Genomic DNA, 19946 nt, shown 5'->3' with positions numbered 1-19946 from the left:
AATCGAAGAAACATAGGCAAGAGGAAATAATTATTAATTCCCCGACTCCCGACTCCCGACTCCCGAAAATTTCCCTTCTGCACACCACTTAAATTAATTTGGTATTACCTATTGCCTGATTTGATAACGGAACACATCCGGATCGGAAAAAGCGGGGGGAACTCCTTCCAAAAGGATCGAAGCTGTACCATCAGGATTAACCGTATAGACCCAACGGCTATCAGGACAAATGGAGTGATTAAGGCCTGTAATACTAGCCGGAAATTGTCCCTCTTGTTGGGCTAAGTGCTTAATTTTTTGGACTTTATCCGTTAACTCCCACTGTAGAACCAACCCAGCCCAGATCAACCATTCCGAATCCCACTGTAGCATCTCTGAGGCTAAATAATTCCACCCAGACGGTTTAATTTCCGGGTTTTCTTGCTTGAACTGTTCTAGGTCAGTTGTACAGAAATCCGCTTGAGATAATGCGTCAGGTAAGTTCTGACCAATGCGCCAATTGTCTGCAACAACTAAACGAACATAAGGCCCGATAAACAAAAACTTAAGGCGCGTCAATAAAGAAGCTGACTCTCCATAATCTTCCAACCAATCTGAATCCATGTTTACTAGGAAATTCCAACTGGTTAACGCGCTCTCATTCTGAAAATTATTAGCAATCCGGCGATAAAAAACAGTATCACTTCGGGAAATTTGCCAATCTTGGGGCAGATTATTTAACTTACGCACATTCTGGACTAAACGGCGCTCTATGTTTCTGGAAATAATCAAATTTAACCACAAATTAAGCTCTTTTTGTTGAATTTGCTGGTTAAGTTGTGCGATAGTTTCTAGGTTAGCTAAGGCAGTGCTAGCATCCCCGGCTAAATTGCGCTCCATTGCGTCTAATGTTAGCAGATGAGTCAGATTTAATAGCCCGGTGAAACCTCGATAATTTGGCTCAAAATCAATGTCCAAGTTTAAATCATAGTGCATTCCCCAATCCATCGGTTCACCGCTTAAAACATGAGCGCGAATTTCTGCTAAAGTATCCCGGTGAACAGTAAGATAGTTTTGCAGGCTTTCAGGAATCGGAGGAATCTGATCATCTGCTGATTGTTCTAGGGCTTCGATGTAGCGCGCTAAATCTCCATTAATCTCGGTAAACTGGTTACGTTTTTCTGGAGGAATGGGATACGTCTCAGGGAAGGGGATGTCTAAATTAATTCCTAATTCAGCCCCTAAATCTTGTAACCTTAAGGCGGATGAATTGGGACGGCGCATGGGGCTTTCTGTCACCCATTCTTCTAGATGTTCTTTGGCTTCAGTTAGAGTGTTTTGGGTGAGAGCTTTGGGGATGAAGTGCCAAAGGAGCAAGAGGACTCCAACTATGGCACTCATGCTGATTAACCCAAAAATCAGACGTTTTTTAGTGAAATGTGCAGTCATCTGGATAGATTTTTCCTAGATAATCATGAGTTGCTGTTAACCACAGAAGAACAATCTCTGATTCCTGAAATTATTGAGCAATAGATTGAATGAGTTTAATTATTCCGCTAATTTTTTATATACCTGTGTAGTGATTTGAGGAAAACGGGAAAAAAGAGGGGATTGGGGGAAGTGCGACGCACTATCTACTGCTTGTCTCTCATCCTAAGCTTCAAAGTTGCTCAATCTTTTCTCGTAGTTCCATCAGATCAGGATAGACTGTGATATCCAGTTGAGTAATTGCCCACTCAAAAAAACCACCTCCTTTTTGGTTTTTCAAGGGAGGATAATTAGGCTGTTGCCTCTGCATCATTTTTTGGATATCCTTACCGTGAAACCAAATCAAATAATCCTGATTCTGCCAAAATTCTGCTTGAGAGAATAGAGCAAGATATTTACCAAGGCACTTACCAAAGGTTTTTGAGTTAATAAATTCAACCGCTTGCCCAAATTCCCTCACTAAGTTGCTAGCTTGAACAGCACAATGATTTACAGTTAGAGATTTAGGAAGTGTGCCACTACCCCCTGTCCAAGTTGTTTTAAGTTCTCTTCGGGCTTGACTCATTTGCAATAGATCACCTAGCGCCCATCTGACGGATTGATACCCTTGCAACTCCCTTGCACTGAATTCAATCCAATCCTCTATCACCTGAACCCCGGGCGACTCTCCATGCCCCCATTTAGAACTTGGATTTTCCTGCTTCTCTACATATTTTAGAGTCCAATATTGGTCAATTAACTTGGCATCTATTAAATAGTTCTCAACACAGGCAGGATAGGTCAATAATGCGAATATTTTACCTCTAGAATTTGCCATTTTAATCAGTTGTCTATCCTCGGTAGGACAGGCATCAAAATCACGATCACGGAAAATAATATATCGCCGACTCTTGGGTTCGTCTGGGAAAAAGTACCCTTGAGCAAATGTTGAGACAGTAAACTTACCACCTGCTGGAACAATCGTCGGTTTATCTCCGGCTATATCTTCAACAACTCGATTCAATAAAGCAAAGTCTAAACTCGCTTGTTTACCCTCACAAAAAATAATCTTTCGCCCACTAATAACCGTCACAATTACACCTCTTATAACCGAATAATAGCGGCTTGGGAAACTAGCTCCTCAACATAATCGGAATGGGTGGTAATGATAAACTGATTGTTCTTTCCTAGCTTAGGTAAAGCTCTTAGTAAGGCTTGCTGCATGGGGGGGTGTAAATGTAACTCTAATTCATCAATGATGATCACTGAGTTATGAATATTCCAACTGGCAAAATCCATGAGCATAGGGAATACAGCACGCTCACCTCCCGACATCTCAGAAATTTCATACTGATTCTTTCCATCGTAGAGAAAAAACCAAGGTTCGCAGAAAATATTGTCTATTCCCTCCCGTGGCACAGGCCCATCAAAACTACGCTCTGGGAAAACGGCTTTGTATGCCTTCTCAATTTCAGCATATAGGTCTTTTTGCCCCGGTCTTAATTCTTTAAATCGTCCATTTTGTAAATCTTGATGAAATTGCCGCCATTTTGCTAGACGATCTCGCAAAATATCATCTGTGATTTCAATACTACGGTTGTCATCTTCCGTTGTTAAACTGGTTGAAGTTCTTTGTTCTGTATACCACAGTATTGTTCCCACTCGCTCAAATACTTGAAACCCTTCTGAGCGGAGTAACTGCTTGGCATATTCTCTGCCTTTAAACTGAAAAAACTCGCGGTCAGAGTTAGCGATAACCCGCTCTCCACTCCATTTTAAGGAGACAATATGCTCTTGAGCCGGGGGTATGGGTAAGTCATGCCCTATCTCCTGCAATTTTTGATAGAACTCGTGAATGGCTTTGAGTTCTGGGGTTGAAAACTGAATTTTTAAATTGACTTCTGGATCAAATCTACCCCAGTTATTTCCTAGCAGTTCGCTGTTATACCCGGCCCATTGCAAATCAGAGCGTTTTTGGAGTCGCCCCGTTGCGCATCCTAGGGTAGCAGCAATTGCTTGTAAAATACTGGTTTTTCCTGCACTATTGGGACCCACAAGCAGGATCATATCTTGTGCTAATCCCGTCTCTGGATCGGTAAAGTCGAGGAATTTGTCTCGAAATTTTTTAAAATATTTGAGTTGAATGGATTGAACTTTCATGATTAAGACGCAAAAAAACGGGAAAAAAGAGGGGATTGGGGGAGTTCTGCCTGAACAACCTTAACGAAGCGCTATAGCATGGGGGGAGAAACCAGCCCGATTCAGGGGATTGGGTTTCTTGCAGTCATCATCATTGATCATGCGTCATTTCCAAACTATCTCAAACGAAACCTATGATCTCATTATTATTGGCGGAGGTGTTAACGGGGCCGGAGTGGCTCGGGATGCCGCTTTACGAGGCTTGAAGACGATTTTAATTGAGAAGGGAGACTTTGCGGGGGGAACCTCAAGCTGGTCTACCCGTTTAGTTCATGGGGGGTTACGCTATCTAGAGTATTTTGAGTTTCCCTTAGTGCGGGAGTCTTTGCGGGAACGGGAGGTGCTGTTAAAAACGGCTCCCCATTTGGTGAAACCGTTAATGTTGACGGTTCCGGTGTATGAGGAGCGATCGCGCCCTTATTGGAAAATCTGGGCGGGAATGTTGCTCTATGATGTTTTCAGCTATGACAAATCTGTACCTTGTCATCGAATGTTACCCCGAGGAGAGTTTAAGCAGTTATTCCGCTCGTTGGATACAGAAAAGGTGAAGGGTGGAGCGCAATATTATGATGCTCAAGCGGAATATGCCGAACGTCTCTGTTTGGAGAATATCCTAGACGCACAACAGGCCGGGGCGACGGTGTTAAATTATGTAGAAGTGACGGCCTTGGTGCGAGAAGGCGATCGCATTCAGCAATTAGAATGTCGCGATGTCTTGACGGGAGCAGAATTCCCAGTGCTTGCCACCCCCCAAGCTATAGTCGTCAATACCTCGGGGCCTTGGGTGGATCGCGTTTGCGAACGGGGGAAAGCAGGAGATACCCCTTCTCCCATTGGCAAAAAGCGCAAAATCGGCGGCACGAAAGGCAGTCACATTATTGTTAATCGTTTTACGGGGGCTCCCGAAACGGCTTTATATGTGGAAGCCAAAACGGATGGCCGTCCCTTTTTCATTGTTCCCTTTTTAGGACGGATTCTCATTGGCACAACAGACCTGCTCTATGATGGCACTCTCGACACCGTAAAGGCCGATAACAACGAAATTGATTATTTACTCCAAGAAACCAATTTAATCATCCCCACGGCCAATTTAACCCGCTCTGACGTAACGTTTACTTACTCTGGGGTGCGTCCTCTCCCCTATGCGGAAGGGAAAAAACCGGGGGAATTTACCCGCAAACATATTCTCCATGACCACAGTTCCGAGGGGGTGAAGAATTTAATCTCGCTCATTGGGGGGAAATTAACCACCTATCGTCATGTAGGAGAGGAAATGGTGGATCTGGTGTATCAAAAACTGGGGCGTTCGGTGCCTCCTTGTCCCACCCTGAAGGCTCCGCTGCCGGGGTGTATTTTACCGACAGATTCGCGTATTCAACAAGCGGTTAAAGATTATCGCTATCGGGTGTCTGTGGCCAGTATCCATCACCTGTTTTTACTCTATGGAGCCAAAGGGGGGGAAGTGTTGGCACTGGTGGACGAACATCCGGCACTGGCTGAACAAATCACGCCCCATCTGCCGGATATTAAAGCCCAGATTGTCTACTCGGTACAGGCAGAGATGGCAGAAACCTTGCTCGACATTACCCGTCGTCGGACGACTATTGCCATGCAGGAGAATTACGGTTTAGGGGTGCTTCCGGTGTTGGTGGAAACCCTGCGGGAATACTGCGGTTGGAGTGAGGAGCGCTGTGATCAGGCGATCGCAGAGTATCACCACTATATGCAGAAAAACTGTATTCCTGACTATGCTCTAGAAGTTAAAACTGAGCAGTTGTCTGTTTAGGGAACGGGGAACGGGGAACAGGGGGAGATGTCTATTCCCGATTCCCGACACCCGACACCCGACTCCTTGACTTCTAACGAGTGGGTCTTAACTTGTCAAGATTGGCCGGGGACTTTCAACTCTAGGCTGTGGTTGCGATACGTTGTTCAATAGCTTGACGAAGCGATCGCGCAGTATCATCTAATCCTTGAAACCCTTCAACCCGGTGGATCAATTGTCCTTGTTCAAAGACCAAAACCGTGGGCAAAATCTTCACCCGGTAAGTATTCACCAGTTTTAAACTTTCATCAGCATTAACACTAGCTAACCTCACCCGATGGGGCGACTCCTGCTGAAACTTTAATAACATCGGCTCAAGGCGCTGGCAAATCTTGCACCAAGGGGCCCAAAAATGGACAATGACGGGCTGCGGGGAATCCAGAACCTCTGAGGAGAAAGAGACTTCGCTGGTTGGGAACAGCATAATTTCTATTTATTAAATGGGGTTTGATATTCAACTTGGGTTTATGCTACATCCAATTGGGATCCGATGGGAAGGAAAGTTAACAGAGTGTATCAGAATTTCTCAGACTTCTGTTGATCTTACCGATTCCGCCTCCTACCGCAACCGCAACCGTTGCGCCCCTAGGAGGAGAACTACCGAGTTTCTCCGCAAAATCTTGGTTTTTTTGGGTCAAACTGAGTTCAGAGATCGAGTTTTGGGTTCTAGAAAGCGTTGCACCTCTACTCTGAGATGCTGTGATGAAGGCAGGCATCAATGATATACTGTTCCAAGTCTTGATCACCAGACCCAGAGCCACTGCGGAGGCAAAATGGGCAGAGGAACAAGCTCCTGTTTAGGTCTTAGAACCTAAGACTTCTACCTTGATTTGGAAAAGATGCCTTGTCCTCTTTTCCCCTAAAAAGCTCATCTAAGAAAAAAGCAAACTACGTCTGCTTATTGGCGTGGTCGTTCAACGGAGTGCTATTAATCTAAATACGCTATGGACTTTTCAAGTACAGTGGCCTCGCAACTGAATGCGGGGGTGATTTTGCCGGAGGGGTTGGTTATCATCACCCTGATGGTCGTGTTGGTGGGGGATATTATTCTAGGCCGGAATGCCTCTCGTTCCTTATCCTATGTTGCGATCGCAGGTCTTTTAGGCTCAGTGGTCGCCTTATATTTTCAGTGGGATAATAGTCAAACCATCGGCTTTTTAGGCGGTTTTAATAGCGACAATCTCAGCATTGTTTTTCGAGGAACCATCGTCCTCTCCACCGCGTTCACCATTTTGATGTCCATTCGTTATATCCAACAGTCCGGAACAGCTTTAGCGGAATTTGTTAGCATTCTGCTCACCGCGACGCTGGGGGCCATGTTCCTCTGTGGAGCGAATGATCTGGTGATGATCTTCCTCTCCCTCGAAACCTTGAGTATCTCCTCTTACCTATTAACGGGATACACCAAGCGAGATCCTCGATCCAATGAAGCGGCCTTAAAATACCTGCTCATTGGGGCCGCCAGTTCCGCCATTTTCCTCTACGGGGTGTCCCTACTCTACGGTTTATCGGGGGGAGAAGTGCGTTTAGATGCGATCGCCTCCCAACTCACCGATTTAAGCAGTGGGCAGTCATTAGGGGTCGCCATTGCCTTAGTATTTGCGATCGCCGGAATCGCCTTCAAAATCTCCGCCGTTCCCTTCCACCAATGGACCCCCGACGTTTACGAAGGTTCACCTACCCCCGTTGTCGCCTTCCTCTCCGTCGGTTCCAAAGCGGCCGGATTTGCCCTCGCCATTCGTCTCCTCGTCACCGTCTTCGGACAAGTCACCCCCGAATGGCAATTCATCTTTACCGCCCTAGCCGTCCTCAGTATGATTCTGGGGAACGTCGTCGCCCTCGCCCAAACCAGCATGAAGCGGATGTTAGCCTACTCCTCCATTGCTCAAGCGGGTTTCGTCATGATTGGTCTAGTGGCTGGCAGTGACGCAGGTTATGCCAGCATGGTCTTCTATCTGTTCATCTACCTATTCATGAACCTTGGAGCCTTCACCTGTGTTATTCTCTTCAGTCTCCGCACCGGAACCGACCAAATCGCCGAATATTCCGGCCTCTACCAAAAAGATCCCCTCCTAACCCTTGCCCTGAGTATCTGTCTCCTCTCCTTGGGCGGTATTCCCCCTCTAGCGGGTTTCTTCGGGAAAATTTACCTCTTCTGGGTCGGTTGGCAAGCGGGATTATATGGCTTAGTCCTCTTAGGTCTAGTTACTAGCGTTGTGTCGATTTACTACTACATTCGTGTGGTCAAAATGATGGTCGTCAAAGAACCCCACGAAATGTCCGACACCGTGAAAAACTACCCCCCCATCCGTTGGAACTTGCCCGGAATGCGTCCCTTACAAGTGGGGTTAGTCCTCTCCTTGGTTGCCACCACTTTAGCCGGGATTCTCTCCAATCCCCTGTTTAACTTGGCGAATAGTTCCATTAGCAACAGTTCCGTTTTTCAGGCTGCCACAACCCCCGTGATGCTGTCTGAATCCATCATCAAGGGTCAATCCTTGCCCGAATAAGTGGGGCTGGGGGAATAAGTCCGAGAGTTGGGTAATCAGGAGTCAGGAATCGGGAATCTGGGAACTCTCCCCCCCTGTTCCCTGTTCCCTGTTCCCCGTTCCCCGTTGCCTAAAATAAAAGAGTTTTGGCTACTCACTATCCACTATTCCCCTGCTCCCCCTGTTCCCTGTTCCCCGTTCCCTGTTCCCTAGCCCCACGAGTAGAGTTATTCAGCAAGCCCTAATTATGGCGAGATATTAGCTAGTTGTTGCCAGACCAAATCGCCTAAAGTATCTCAAATTAGGGCAACTCTACATTGGCTATCTGCTTTAACCGCTCACTTTCTTCTTGAACCTCAGCCATTAAGTCATCCCAGTCATCCGGTGGATAACCACTGTTCAGCATTTTATGAAAAACTCGATAAGCATCTGTCTTACTCTGATAGGCCCGTTTTGAGTTCTCATCATTGACCCAGACAAAAACCAGGATTTTGCTGTCTTGGTGATATCGAAAAAATAATCGGTACTGTTGAAAAAACTTAGCTCGAAACCAATGCTTATATTCATCTCCCAGAGTAGACCCTTGGCGATATTCATTCCTTGTGGGATCTTGAGGGATGACATCAAATGCCAACTTCGCAATTGCCGCTAAACGTTTGGTTGAATTTTTTTCTCGATAACCTATAGGGTCCTTCTGACGCAAATTTTCAACTTGTGTTAGAAGCTGTTCAACCTGCTCTATAAAAAGAGGATGGGCAAAGATATTCCATCCATTAATCACTAACGGCCCATCGTCAGACAATCCTAGTCATCCTCCTCGGGTAGTGAGGCATTCAAATCAATCGCCACATCAGCGACCAATGACTGAACCCGACTGACTAAATCCGAGTTAATAGTTGTCAAGTGCTGAGGATTATTTTCGAGGTCTCGTGCTAAAAACTTCAGAAACTTCTCCAATACCGGATCTGTTTCGCTCTCGTAGGAATCCGCACGAGAAATCACCACCTGACCGTTAGAGAGGATATTATAGCTGATTTTATCGAGCTTCTTCAGGCCCAGGACATTACGAACCGACTCGGGGACGGTCGTCTGATAACGAGCAGTCAGCTTAGATTCTAAGCGTTGGATAGGTTGGGCAGTCATAGTAAGTTCCGTAGCAACTTCAGGGCTTATAATCTGCTCAGATAAGCCTTACCTCCAGAGTAATGCAATTGCATTGTCTCGTCAAGAAAAGTCCCCTTCACCGCAAGCAGGGAACTCTTAACAGGGAACAGATCATCTAAAACTGGCACGATTGCCTATTCCCGACTCCCGACTCCCGACTCCCGACTCCCGATTCCCCAACTCTCGGACTTATTCAGCAAGCCCTAATTAGGGCTTGCCGAAAAACCCCTCTATTCCCTCTCGCTTTCCCTCCTGGCTAAAACTCCCCCCCAAGGGCGGCCACGCACCGTTCACAGAGGGTGGGATCGTCGCTACTGGTTCCTACATGGGTGGAGTAGTTCCAACAGCGATCGCATTTTTCCCCCTCGGCCTTGACAATGCCAATCCCTAAGCCCTCGGATTGACTGTTATAGGGGGCATTTTCTACCGCCTCCAAACTGTCCACTAATTCCACTTGGGAGGCTAGGAAGAGATAACGCAACTCATCCACCCCATTGGTCCTTAAACTATCGGCCTCATTAAACCCGACTAATTGTTGCTTAAAGGCCTCATCCGCCACCAATAACAACACTTTCGCCTCTAAAGATGCCCCGATCATCTTCTCACGGCGCGCCTCTTCCATGACCTTATTCACCCCATCGCGCAAATCCCGCAATTTGTCCCAAGTAGCCGCCAGTTCGGGGTTTTGCCAAGCGGGATCAATGTTAACCCAACCGGACTCAAACACCGACTTATAGGGGGTTGGGTAGGGCAGAAATTGCCAGATATCCTCGGCCATGTGGGAGAGAACCGGAGCAATGGCACGGGCGAGATTTTCTAGTGCGATCGCCAATACCGTTTGACAACTGCGACGACGTGGGGCATCGACGGCGGAAATATAGAGCCGATCTTTGGCAATATCTAAGTAGAAGTTAGACAAATCCACCACACAGAAATTCTGCACCGTTTGGAAGAAGCGATAAAACTGGTAGGTTTTAAAGGCATCATTGACTTCCGTAAACACCTCATAGATGCGATGGAGCATATACCGATCCAACTCCGGCAACGCCTCATAAGGGACGGCATTTTGAGCCGGGTCAAAATCATCTAAACTCCCCAACAAAAACCGCGCTGTATTGCGAATCTTGCGGTAGCTATCGGCTAATTGTTTGAGGATCGTTGACCCAATCATCACATCGGAGGAGTAATCCACCGAAGACACCCACAAACGCAAGACATCAGCCCCATAGGGGGGATCTTGCTTCTGATTTTTGCCCCCATTGATAATAATATTGGGGTCTACCACATTGCCGAGGGATTTACTCATTTTGTAGCCCTTTTCATCCAAGGCAAACCCATGCGTTAATACCGTTTTATAGGGGGCGTGACCATTCACCGCCACACTGGTTAATAAACTGGATTGAAACCAGCCACGATGTTGATCTGACCCTTCTAAATACATCTCAACCGGATATTTTAACTCACCCCGTTGATCGGCGACAGCCGCCCAAGAGGACCCAGAATCAAACCATACATCCATGGTGTCCATCCCCTTACGGTAGGTTTTCCCATTGTGGCGATAGGACTCCGGGAGTAACTCCTCCACCGACAATTCCCACCAAGCGTTAGAGCCTTTTTCGGCAATAATGGCCTGAATATGATTGATGGTTTCTTCCGTTAGTAACGGTTCGTTCGTTCCCTCCTCGTAAAACACCGGAATGGGAACGCCCCAACTGCGTTGACGGGAAATACACCAATCACTGCGATCGCTTACCATGGGAGTAATGCGGTTTTTCCCTTGGGCGGGAATCCATTCCACCTCCTCAATCGCCTTTAACGCCGCATCTCGGAATCCTTCCACCGAAGCAAACCACTGTTCAGTCGCCCGGAAAATCGTCGGTTTTTTCGTCCGCCAATCGTAGGGATATTTATGCACATAATCCTCTTCCAACAACAAGGATTTTGCCTCCCCTAATGCCTGAATAACCGCCTCATTAGCCCCATTGAGTACATTTAACCCCGCAAAAGGCCCCGCTTCCTCCGTAAAGTTGCCCTCTTCATCCACCGGGGATAATACAGGTAAACCGTAGCGTTGACCCACAATAAAATCCTCTTGACCATGACCGGGGGCTGTATGTACCAATCCCGTCCCCGATTCCGTCGTGACATATTCCCCCCCAATAACGATGGGACTTTCCCGGTCAAACAGGGGGTGTTTATAGGTGCATTGTTCCAACGCTTGACCCTTCATTGTCACTTTTGGGGTCAAGGTTTTGCCCAATTTTTCCGCCAATCGGTCCACTAACTCGGCGGCTACAATTAAGTATTTGGGGCTATTTTGGGGGTTTTCCACCTCAACCACCGCATAGGTCAGATGGGGGTTAACGGCGATCGCCAAATTCGCCGGAATCGTCCAAGGAGTCGTCGTCCAAATCGCCACCCCCAACTCCCCCACAAAAGGAGCCAACTCTTGGGCGACCTTCTCCCCTGCCGTCACCAAAGGAAACGCCACATAAATACTCCGCGAGGTGTGGCCTTCGGGATATTCTAACTCCGCCTCCGCCAACGCCGTTTTAGAACTCGGACTCCAGTGAACCGACTTTAACCCCCGGTAAATATAGCCCTTCAACGCCATCTTGCCAAATACCGCAATTTGGGCGGCCTCATACTCCGGTTTGAGGGTCAAATAGGGGTTTTCCCAGTCCCCCCAAATCCCATAGCGTTTAAACCCCGTGCGCTGTTCCTCCATCGCTTTTAGGGCAAAATCCCGCGCCTTTTGTCGTAACGTTAAAGGCGTGAGCGCTTGACGTTCCTTCGCCTTCATCGCTTGCAGCACCTTTAACTCAATGGGCAAACCATGACAATCCCATCCCGGCACATAGCGCACCTTGCGCCCTTGCAATAACTGATACTTATTGATAATATCCTTGAGAATTTTATTTAGGGCGTGACCCATGTGCAGGGAACCATTCGCATAGGGGGGGCCATCATGTAGGACAAAAATCTCCCCTGGGTTGTTCTGTGACAGGGTTTCATAAATCTTGTTCTCTTCCCAAAACCCTTGGATTTCCGGTTCACGCTTCACAGCATTTGCCCGCATACTAAAGTCGGTTTTGGGCAGGTTAACGGTGTCCTTATAACTCTTGGGGTCTGTCACAGTTCAATCGTCCAGTAGGTGGGTAGAATTTGCACTTCTCATTATCGGTGAAAAGTCCTCGGAGTGCTAGGGGGACAATCATTCATAATCCGTTATCTCGCCCTCCCCCAGCCGATAGTAGCGCAACGGTTCAACAGAGGGCGAAAATTACCGGGTTAACAGCTTATGGGTTATCTATGGGGTATTCTAAAAAAGCTGTCTGAAAAGAAACGTCTGGGTTATGATCAAGAACGATAAATGGATTGCTCAAATGGCTGAGGGCGGGATGATCCAGCCTTTTGAACCCCGTCAAGTGCGGCAACTCGACAATCTGCCTGTCATTTCCTACGGCTTAAGCAGCTTTGGCTATGATCTCCGGTTATCCCCTGTAGAATTTCGCATTTTTCGCCACATTCCGGGAACCGTAGTTGATCCCAAAAACTTTAATCCTGAGAACTTAGAAACGACCAAACTCTATAACAGTCCAGAAGGGGATTATTTTATTCTCCCAGCCCATTCCTATGGTTTGGGTGTAGCCTTAGAAAAGCTGGCTCTTCCCGATAATGTGACGGTAGTTTGTTTGGGTAAAAGTACCTATGCGCGTTGTTTTCGTGGCGATACCCGCGTAGCTCTGGTAGATGGCACTGCTCCAACCTTGGAAGACATGGCCAAGCGATCCCAACAGGGTGAGCTATTTTGGGGCTACAGTATTGCCCCCTATGGGCGACTGATGGTTACGTTGCTGGAGCAGCCTCGCTACATTGGGCATGATTCGCTCATTGAAATTGTGCTAGATAATGATGAGTCAATTTTTTGCACCCCCGATCACCAGTTTTTAACCCGCGACGGGCGCATGGTTGAGGCGCATCATCTCAGACCCCAAGATGCTCTGATGCCGCTCTATCGCCATCTCGCTAGGGGCTATGAAATGGTGTATCAACCGCTCAACGGTCATCTCTACCCCACCCATCGCCTTAGTGACGAATGGAATTTACGACACGGCATCTATGCTGATCAACCCAATAGCCATCGTCATCACCTTGATTTCAATCGGTTAAATAACAACCCTTGGAATCTTACCCGCATGGAAGCTACCGAGCATATTCGGCTGCATAATCAGCACAACTATGGTGAGGAGTTTGATCCAGAGGAACATGGCACCGCTATTCGTGAGGCATTGGAGCGGCTTAAGCAAGATCCTGAGTGGCGGGAACGGTTTTCGGTTCAGCAGCAGGAAAGGGCTATACGGTTTTGGCATGATCCTAAATATGCTGAAACCCGCGCCAGACTCTTGGAGCATCGCCAGAATTGTTCCCCAAGCACTAGCGAGGCTCGCCGTCAGGCCATGCTGCGCCATTACCAAGACGCTCAGGCAAGGGCTTTCACGGGCGAGCTTTCCAAACAATCTTGGGCGAAGGACAATGGCTCCCGCCGAGCTAAACAATCCCAACTGATGAAAACATTGGTAGATAGTTCTAAGACACGAACTGACATTACCGCCGAGGTTGTGCGCGAAGCCCTAGATAGAACCGGATCCATTCGAGGTGCCGCTCGATATCTGGATTGTGATCGTTCCGTATTTCGGCGATTTCCAGAGGTTATTCAAGCCTTCCGAGGTCAAGATTCCAGCCGCGCAGGCTATAGAAACCATAAAGTCGCTGCTGTGCGTGAGGTCCCTGGAACCCATGATGTGTACTGCCTCACGGTACCTGATGCCGGAAATTTTGCCCTAGAGGCTGGAGTTTTCGTTCACAATTGTGGAATTATTGCCAATGTTACCCCAGCAGAAGCGGCTTGGCGAGGCTATTTAACCTTAGAGTTTTCTAATTCATCAAGTGCCGATTGTCGCATTTATGCTAATGAGGGAATTGTGCAGTTATTGTTCTTAGAAGGTGAACCTTGTGCGGTTAGTTATGAAACGAGACAAGGAAAATATCAAGATCAAACCGATCAGGTGACGTTGGCACGGATTTAGTTTTTTTAGACATCATGGATAAATTTAAAATTGAAGTCATTACGTCCACTTCCAACCCTCAACAGCTAGTTTGGGCGGCTATGCACCAAGATTATAGTGAGGATTTAGTGTGGGATAATCAAGATAAGTTCCCAGATGAGGAGAAGGCTGGGGAACTGATTGTTAAACATTTATTATCAGGCAATAAGGGTCATTACGGCCCGTTGGAACATCCACAAATTACGTTTAATGTGGGGTTTTTTCCTCATTCCATGATGCAGCAAGTTAGGACTCATCGGGTGGGCGTATCTTTTGATGTGCAATCTAATCGTTACACAGGTCAACGTATCATTGATGTAGTCACAGGAAAACGAGAGGTGGAAGAGGTGTTTTATCTGCGTCCCGTGGGTGACTATACAAACCGTCAGGGCAAAAAATACACCTATACCGAAGAGCAACGTCAAGAGGATTTAGCGTGGTGTTGGGAAGCCTGTAAGCGTTATAAACAACGCATTGATGAGGGGTTATCGGAGGAACACGCGAGGGGGTTAATTCCCTTTGATGTGCGGCAACATTTTGTTTTAAGTTGCAATTTGCGATCGCTCATGCACCTTCTAGATTTACGCTGGAAAAAGGATGCTCAACTCGAAGCGCAACAATTCTGTGAGTTGTTGTTTGTTCACTTCCAAGAATGGACTCCGGCCGTGGCTCAGTGGTATCTCGAAGCGAGGGCGAAAAAGGCGCGTTTATCGCCCTAACGGTGCAATTTATCCGGTGGTGGGTCAATATTGTGGGAATTCCTCTCCTTGCAAGCATAGCGGACTTGGCTAAACCAAGCCCGGACGGATTCCTCAAAAACTTCTCGCACGCGCACGATATGGGGGGTCTGCATTTAGCCAGTGTGACGGCCTCATCATAAGGGTATGATGGGGGTCATTATACCTGGCTCACAAACCGGGTTGCCTCCTGCTCTCGTTTTCCCGTTACCTTTGAACAAAAATCCGGTTTCTTCTCCCCTCATGGCTCTGCTGTGACACGGGGATTACTGGAGACTAGCGGAAAGAATTTCCCAACACTTCAGCAACGGTTAAATTAAATTCTGGAAAATTAGGAGAGGGCAGTAAATCATTATCCCTAAATGTCCCCACTTCTTGATAGAAACTATTCCGCAATTCTAACAGCAAAATCTCTTGAGTTTGAGGGTCAACTATCCAATATTCAGCAATGCCACAATCCTGATATTGTTGTCTTTTGGCTATATAATCTCGATGGCGTTGGATTTCCCCCGGACTGACAATTTCAATTACTAATAAGGGGGGTGTCATCTCCAGACGTAGGGTATTCCGTCGGGTGAGTTGTTGAATATGTTCCTCTCGAATAATGGTTAAATCAGGATAGCGGTTTCTCGGTTCTCCTTGCACTTCTAATTCAAGTCCCTGTCCTCGGACGCGATCTGTACCGACAATGGAGGCAAAGGTAAACAGGAGACGGGTTGCAATTTGCACATTTAAGCCAGATTCTGGGGGCATTGCAATGAGTTCACCATTAAAGAGTTCATAAAGTTGCTCTGAGTTATCTTCATAGTTTAGGTATTCTTCAAAGGTTTTAAAACGAGGTTTAGTTGTTAACATAGGGTAATTTTTTATTCCTTTTCTACTTCTAAATGGATTCTCGTTTCTCGTTACATCCTAACAAAAAATCGGTTCATATCTCACGTCTATCTCGTGTCATGGCTCTGCCGTGGCACGGGGGTTAGGCAGCCCTGCCGCTAGGAGGGAGGCAGAGCCTCTAGGGGAGCATTACTTGGCAGAGCCAAGTAACGAGGGAGAAGGTTCTCGTGTCATGGCTCTGCCGTGGCACGGGGGTTAGGCAGCCCTGCCGCTAGGGGAACTAGGGGAGGTATTGGAGAAGTTGATGAGCCTCCCGATTGTGGGGGAAGGTTTCCAGAATTGTGTTCAGGGTTTGGCGGGCGGCATCCCACTGTTCGGCATTCATTTGGGCTTGGGCGATGCCCAATTGAGCCGGGAGGTGTTGGCGGGTGATCTCAGGGGGGAGATGGCGCAGGGCGGTTTGGAAGGCGGCGATCGCGCCTCTAGAATCCCCCATGCCGTTCAAACTTTCCCCTAAACCAATGTGGAATGGGACCTGATTGGGCCAGTTTTGCACCGCTTGACGGTAGAGGGCGGCGGCTTCTGACCATTGACGGCGACCCAGATAGATTTGACCCGCTAAATCAAGGGCGATCGCCTCCTTTTCTTTTTCCCCCAAGGTATCTAAACCCGTATGAAAGCCCACGACTTTTTGCAACGCTTCTAGGGCTTGCCTCTCTTCCCCCTGCCACAGCAACAATTTTGCCCAATCGTAATAACCCCAAACCAAATCAGGATCAAGGGCTAACGCTTTTTCATAGGCCTCTGCCGCATCACTAAACCGGCCTTCTTTTTCATAGAGGGGAGCTACAGCGAGATAGTTATAGGCAAAATCGGGATTAGCTTCAATATTGCGCTCATAAATTTCTAATCCCCGTAACCAAAACCCCAAGGCGGTTAAGGTGGTGGCTAATTCATACTGAGCATGGGCATGGATTTGATCCGGGGGCGTGCTAATGGGGCCACGATAGCTATTGCCGCGCATTCCCCCATCGGTGATCGGCTCTCCCAAGGGGGAATAGAGGCGATCGCTCAAGCTGGGTACAATCAACCCATATTGAGGCTCTAAAGCTATGGCATTGTGATAGGTTTCTACAGCCGCGAGGGTTTGCCCCCCCTGGATTTGCACTTGGGCGAGTTTAAACCTTAACCCAATGGGGTTGTTGAGTTCTCCGGGTAGGTTGAGGGCTTGGCTATAGGCGGCGATCGCCCCTTCAAAATCTTCTAAGCACAAATAAGCATCCCCTAGGGTTTCTGCTTCTGGGGCAGTTTGGGGGTAAAGGTGAGGATCGCGCTGTGCCGCACAAATGGCCGCTAGGGTCGGGTCTTGGCGAGGAACCGCCGCGACGGGTTGACCCAAGACCCAAAGGCATAACCCAGCGATCGCCGCTGCTTTGATCATGGTGCAATTTTCCAAACACTAAATAATGGAATTTTAGGGGAGAAGGGAGGGGTTAGTTCATATCATCGCAGAGCAAGACCACGAAGAAAAAGCAGACCTAATGCCACACCATTCAGAATACAATTTAAGTAGATCGCGATCGCGTTTATCCATCATGCGTCATTGTCTGAATCCCGGTTGTTTGCATCCGTCTAATCCCGAAAATCACCAATTTTGTATCAAGTGTGGCCAAAAACTGCTTCTCCGGGAACGATATTGGGCCCAGCGAATTCTTGGCCAGGGCGGGTTTGGGCGTACCTTTCTCGCTGTTGATGAGGATAAGCCCTCAAAACCCTTTTGTGTCATCAAGCAGTTGTTACCCCAAGCCCAAGGGACGGCAAGCCTTAGCAAAGCAGCGGAATTATTCGCCCAGGAAGCGGGGCAATTAGAACAATTGGGGGATCATCCCCAAATTCCGGAGCTATTGGCCTATTTTACGGACAATGGCCAACAATACCTAGTACAAGAGTTTGTCAATGGCGTGACACTAGCGCAGGAATTAACAGAAAATGGGGTATTTTGTGAGCAACAGATTCGAGAATTACTGATTGATTTATTGGGAATTTTAGATTTTGTGCATGGCAAAAATGTTATTCACCGTGATATCAAACCAGAGAATATTATTCGGCGTAAATTGGATCAAAGGTTAGTCCTCGTAGATTTTGGGGCAGCGAAGGTCTTGCAACAAGTTCAGCGCACCGTGACAGGCACAATCATCGGTTCGGCCGAATATTGTGCGCCTGAGCAATCCATGGGCAAGGCTAAATTTGCAAGTGATTTATATAGTTTGGGGGTGACTTGTCTCCATTTACTGACGCGGATGAGTCCTTTTGATTTGTATGATTTCAATGAAATGGCGTGGGTCTGGCGCGATTTTCTCAGTGGGAATTCAGTCAGTGATGAACTGGGTCAAATTTTGGATCATTTAATTCAGCAAGCTCCTAACAAGCGGGCGCAGTCTGCCCAAGCTGTTTTACAACTATTACAACCGACATCCACGGCTCTTAATTCACCCCAAACACCTCAGCCGACGCTATCTAAACCTGAAACTCAACCACAGCCTAATTCGTTATTGATACACCCGACAAATTTTCCGATTCCACTACAGTATCAAGAGCTTGAGCAGCTTCTGAAAGCACAAGAATGGCGCAAAGCAGATGAAGAAACCGCACAACAAATTTTAAAGGTGACAGATCGTTCCAGTCTAGGGTATTTAAACCCAGAAGATATGCCTAAAATTCCTTGTGTAGATTTACAGATTATTGATCAGCTTTGGCTGAAGTATAGCCAGGGACTCTATGGCTTTAGTATTCAGAAACAAATCTATAATAATTTGGATTGTGAATCAGAGAAATTATGGAAAACGTTTTGTGATGTGATTGGTTGGCGGAAAAAAGGTTCATGGTTGTACTACAGAAATCTAAACTTTAGTTTGTCTGCACCTAAAGGTCATTTACCTGTCATCAAAATTTACTATGAAGCGCTGGGTATTGGTTCTTTATTTGGCCAAGGTGATTTTGGTTTTGAATCCGATGATTTCGCCGCGTTTATTAAAAGATTAGACGAGTGCAAAATCTAGGGATTCCCTTCTCTCGCGTCGCGACTTGTAGATTGTAATGGGGGCAACCCGGTTTCTGGGGTGGGGGTTAGAATGGGGGTGTTGTTGTGGCATTGGGGCGATGAAAGTCAAGGATATCATCAAAATTTTAGAAAATGATGGATGGTATCACGTTCGGACAAGGGGGAGTCATCGGCAATTTCGCCATTTGACCAAATCTGGCACAGTAACCATTTCCGGGAAGCTCAATGTTGATATGCCGCCAGGAACGCTTAATAATGTCTTGAAGCAAGCAGGATTAAAGTAAAGGAGTCCGACAATGAGTAATCAACAATTGCACTATACGATTATTCTTGAGCAGGGAAAATCTAGCTATGGGGTTTATGTTCCGGATTTACCGGGATGTGTGGCTGTGGGGGAGACGAAGGAGGAAGCCTTAGCCTTAATTCAAGAGGCCATTTTATTTCACCTTGAAGATTTACAAATGAACGGGCAGCCGATTCCTGAACCGCTCTCAACCAGTGAAACTGTCAGTTTATCGATTCCTGGTAATTACAATAGAATCACCCGAAGCACCAACTGAGGCGAACTGGATTATGCCTGAAATCGTCTAAATTCCCCTAATATGGGGCTTCAGTGTGATGAACCTATGGAACTATGCAGCATAAAAATTTATCATTGATTTTGGAGCAGGTGACGGCGGCGTTGGTTGATCATTATCAAGATCGGATGAAATCCGTTGTTTTATATGGGTCCCAGGCGCGGGGGGATGCTAGGGATTACTCAGATATTGATTTGTTGATCATTTTAAAAACATTGGATCATCCCTGTGATGAAATTAATCAAACTACGGATTTGATCAGTCAAATTTGTTTAGAGCATGATGTTGTAATTTCTTGGCATTTTATGGATCAGGAACGATTCAATGATCAGGATTCTCCCTTTATGTTCCATGTCAAGAAAGAGGGAATTGTTTATCAGCCATTGCGGAACAAGGATTAATCCTCCGGGGTGGGAGTACCCCATCAGTTGGGTTTTGGCTATACCTACTCCCCTGCTGTTGGGTAACGAGATATTTGGATGCTTGTACATCACAGGAATGAAAC

18 protein-coding genes are annotated in these 19946 nt (G+C 47.0%); 8 read left to right on the top strand and 10 right to left on the bottom strand.

Going from position 1 to position 19946, the window contains the following annotated elements; translation table 11 throughout:
• Positions 1-108 precede the first annotated feature (108 nt).
• The 3 genes from SPI9445_RS0116060 to SPI9445_RS0116045 all read right to left on the bottom strand — a co-directional run bounded on the left by SPI9445_RS0116060 (position 109) and on the right by SPI9445_RS0116045 (position 3606).
• Positions 109-1428 carry a hypothetical protein gene (locus tag SPI9445_RS0116060; protein WP_017305795.1) on the bottom strand — a complete coding sequence of 440 codons (1320 nt, stop codon included), beginning with the start codon at positions 1426-1428 and terminating at the stop codon, positions 109-111.
• Between the two features lie 211 nt (positions 1429-1639).
• Complete coding sequence (locus SPI9445_RS0116050; protein WP_017305793.1) at positions 1640-2539, bottom strand: hypothetical protein; 900 nt, start codon at positions 2537-2539, stop codon at positions 1640-1642.
• 11 nt (positions 2540-2550) lie between these two features.
• Entirely contained in the window at positions 2551-3606 is a 1056-nt protein-coding gene (locus SPI9445_RS0116045; protein WP_017305792.1) for an AAA family ATPase, read from the bottom strand.
• A 139-nt stretch (positions 3607-3745) separates the two neighbouring features.
• Between SPI9445_RS0116045 and glpD the strand changes: the two genes are divergently transcribed.
• On the top strand, positions 3746-5431 hold the full coding sequence (gene glpD, locus SPI9445_RS0116040; protein WP_017305791.1) for a glycerol-3-phosphate dehydrogenase: 1686 nt from the start codon (positions 3746-3748) through the stop codon (positions 5429-5431).
• Between the two features lie 121 nt (positions 5432-5552).
• Here glpD and SPI9445_RS0116035 read toward each other — a convergent pair whose 3' ends face one another.
• Positions 5553-5894, bottom strand: coding sequence for a thioredoxin family protein (locus SPI9445_RS0116035; RefSeq protein WP_017305790.1), 342 nt, complete (start codon positions 5892-5894; stop codon positions 5553-5555).
• Positions 5895-6414: 520 nt separating this feature from the next.
• Here SPI9445_RS0116035 and SPI9445_RS0116025 point away from each other — a divergent pair.
• Positions 6415-7980, top strand: a complete 1566-nt coding sequence (locus SPI9445_RS0116025; RefSeq protein WP_017305788.1) for an NAD(P)H-quinone oxidoreductase subunit N — start codon at positions 6415-6417, stop codon at positions 7978-7980.
• Positions 7981-8260: 280 nt separating this feature from the next.
• Here the strand turns inward: SPI9445_RS0116025 and SPI9445_RS0116020 are convergent, their stop codons facing one another.
• The 3 genes from SPI9445_RS0116020 to ileS all read right to left on the bottom strand — a co-directional run bounded on the left by SPI9445_RS0116020 (position 8261) and on the right by ileS (position 12259).
• Positions 8261-8761: a type II toxin-antitoxin system YhaV family toxin gene (locus SPI9445_RS0116020; protein ID WP_026079851.1), complete on the bottom strand. Its 501-nt coding sequence runs from the start codon at positions 8759-8761 to the stop codon at positions 8261-8263.
• Positions 8762-8763: 2 nt separating this feature from the next.
• Positions 8764-9102, bottom strand: coding sequence for a type II toxin-antitoxin system PrlF family antitoxin (locus SPI9445_RS0116015; protein WP_017305786.1), 339 nt, complete (start codon positions 9100-9102; stop codon positions 8764-8766).
• 277 nt (positions 9103-9379) lie between these two features.
• Entirely contained in the window at positions 9380-12259 is a 2880-nt protein-coding gene (gene ileS / locus SPI9445_RS0116010) for an isoleucine--tRNA ligase (protein ID WP_026079850.1), read from the bottom strand.
• Between the two features lie 220 nt (positions 12260-12479).
• Between ileS and SPI9445_RS0116005 the strand changes: the two genes are divergently transcribed.
• Together SPI9445_RS0116005 and thyX are read left to right on the top strand one after the other, a co-directional pair.
• Positions 12480-14213, top strand: coding sequence for a dCTP deaminase domain-containing protein (locus SPI9445_RS0116005; protein WP_017305784.1), 1734 nt, complete (start codon positions 12480-12482; stop codon positions 14211-14213).
• 14 nt (positions 14214-14227) lie between these two features.
• Positions 14228-14950: an FAD-dependent thymidylate synthase gene (gene thyX, locus SPI9445_RS0116000; RefSeq protein WP_017305783.1), complete on the top strand. Its 723-nt coding sequence runs from the start codon at positions 14228-14230 to the stop codon at positions 14948-14950.
• Here thyX and SPI9445_RS30685 read toward each other — a convergent pair.
• The 3 genes from SPI9445_RS30685 to SPI9445_RS0115990 all read right to left on the bottom strand — a co-directional run bounded on the left by SPI9445_RS30685 (position 14947) and on the right by SPI9445_RS0115990 (position 17243).
• The gene (locus SPI9445_RS30685) at positions 14947-15084 is read right to left on the bottom strand and encodes a hypothetical protein (protein ID WP_164674539.1); all 138 of its coding nucleotides are present in this window, start codon (positions 15082-15084) and stop codon (positions 14947-14949) included. The two genes, thyX and SPI9445_RS30685, sit on opposite strands and share 4 nt — an antisense overlap.
• A 160-nt stretch (positions 15085-15244) precedes the next feature.
• Positions 15245-15823 carry a Uma2 family endonuclease gene (locus tag SPI9445_RS0115995; protein WP_017305782.1) on the bottom strand — a complete coding sequence of 193 codons (579 nt, stop codon included), beginning with the start codon at positions 15821-15823 and terminating at the stop codon, positions 15245-15247.
• A 259-nt stretch (positions 15824-16082) separates the two neighbouring features.
• Positions 16083-17243 carry a tetratricopeptide repeat protein gene (locus SPI9445_RS0115990; protein WP_017305781.1) on the bottom strand — a complete coding sequence of 387 codons (1161 nt, stop codon included), beginning with the start codon at positions 17241-17243 and terminating at the stop codon, positions 16083-16085.
• A gap of 154 nt (positions 17244-17397) precedes the next feature.
• Here SPI9445_RS0115990 and SPI9445_RS0115985 point away from each other — a divergent pair, with 154 nt between their 5' ends.
• The 4 genes from SPI9445_RS0115985 to SPI9445_RS0115970 all read left to right on the top strand — a co-directional run bounded on the left by SPI9445_RS0115985 (position 17398) and on the right by SPI9445_RS0115970 (position 19842).
• Positions 17398-18861 carry a protein kinase domain-containing protein gene (locus tag SPI9445_RS0115985; protein WP_017305780.1) on the top strand — a complete coding sequence of 488 codons (1464 nt, stop codon included), beginning with the start codon at positions 17398-17400 and terminating at the stop codon, positions 18859-18861.
• Between the two features lie 100 nt (positions 18862-18961).
• A complete protein-coding gene (locus tag SPI9445_RS0115980; RefSeq protein WP_026079849.1) occupies positions 18962-19147 on the top strand; it encodes a type II toxin-antitoxin system HicA family toxin in 186 nt (61 codons plus the stop codon).
• A gap of 12 nt (positions 19148-19159) precedes the next feature.
• On the top strand, positions 19160-19423 hold the full coding sequence (locus SPI9445_RS0115975; protein ID WP_017305778.1) for a type II toxin-antitoxin system HicB family antitoxin: 264 nt from the start codon (positions 19160-19162) through the stop codon (positions 19421-19423).
• Between the two features lie 74 nt (positions 19424-19497).
• A complete protein-coding gene (locus SPI9445_RS0115970) occupies positions 19498-19842 on the top strand; it encodes a nucleotidyltransferase domain-containing protein (protein WP_017305777.1) in 345 nt (114 codons plus the stop codon).
• Positions 19843-19946 lie beyond the last annotated feature (104 nt).

The organism is Spirulina subsalsa PCC 9445 (assembly GCF_000314005.1).
Classification (GTDB): Bacteria; Cyanobacteriota; Cyanobacteriia; order Cyanobacteriales; family Spirulinaceae; genus Spirulina_A; species Spirulina_A subsalsa.
Note: the sequence above shows the minus strand (reverse complement) of the source record. Positions and strands in the feature narration are given on the sequence as shown.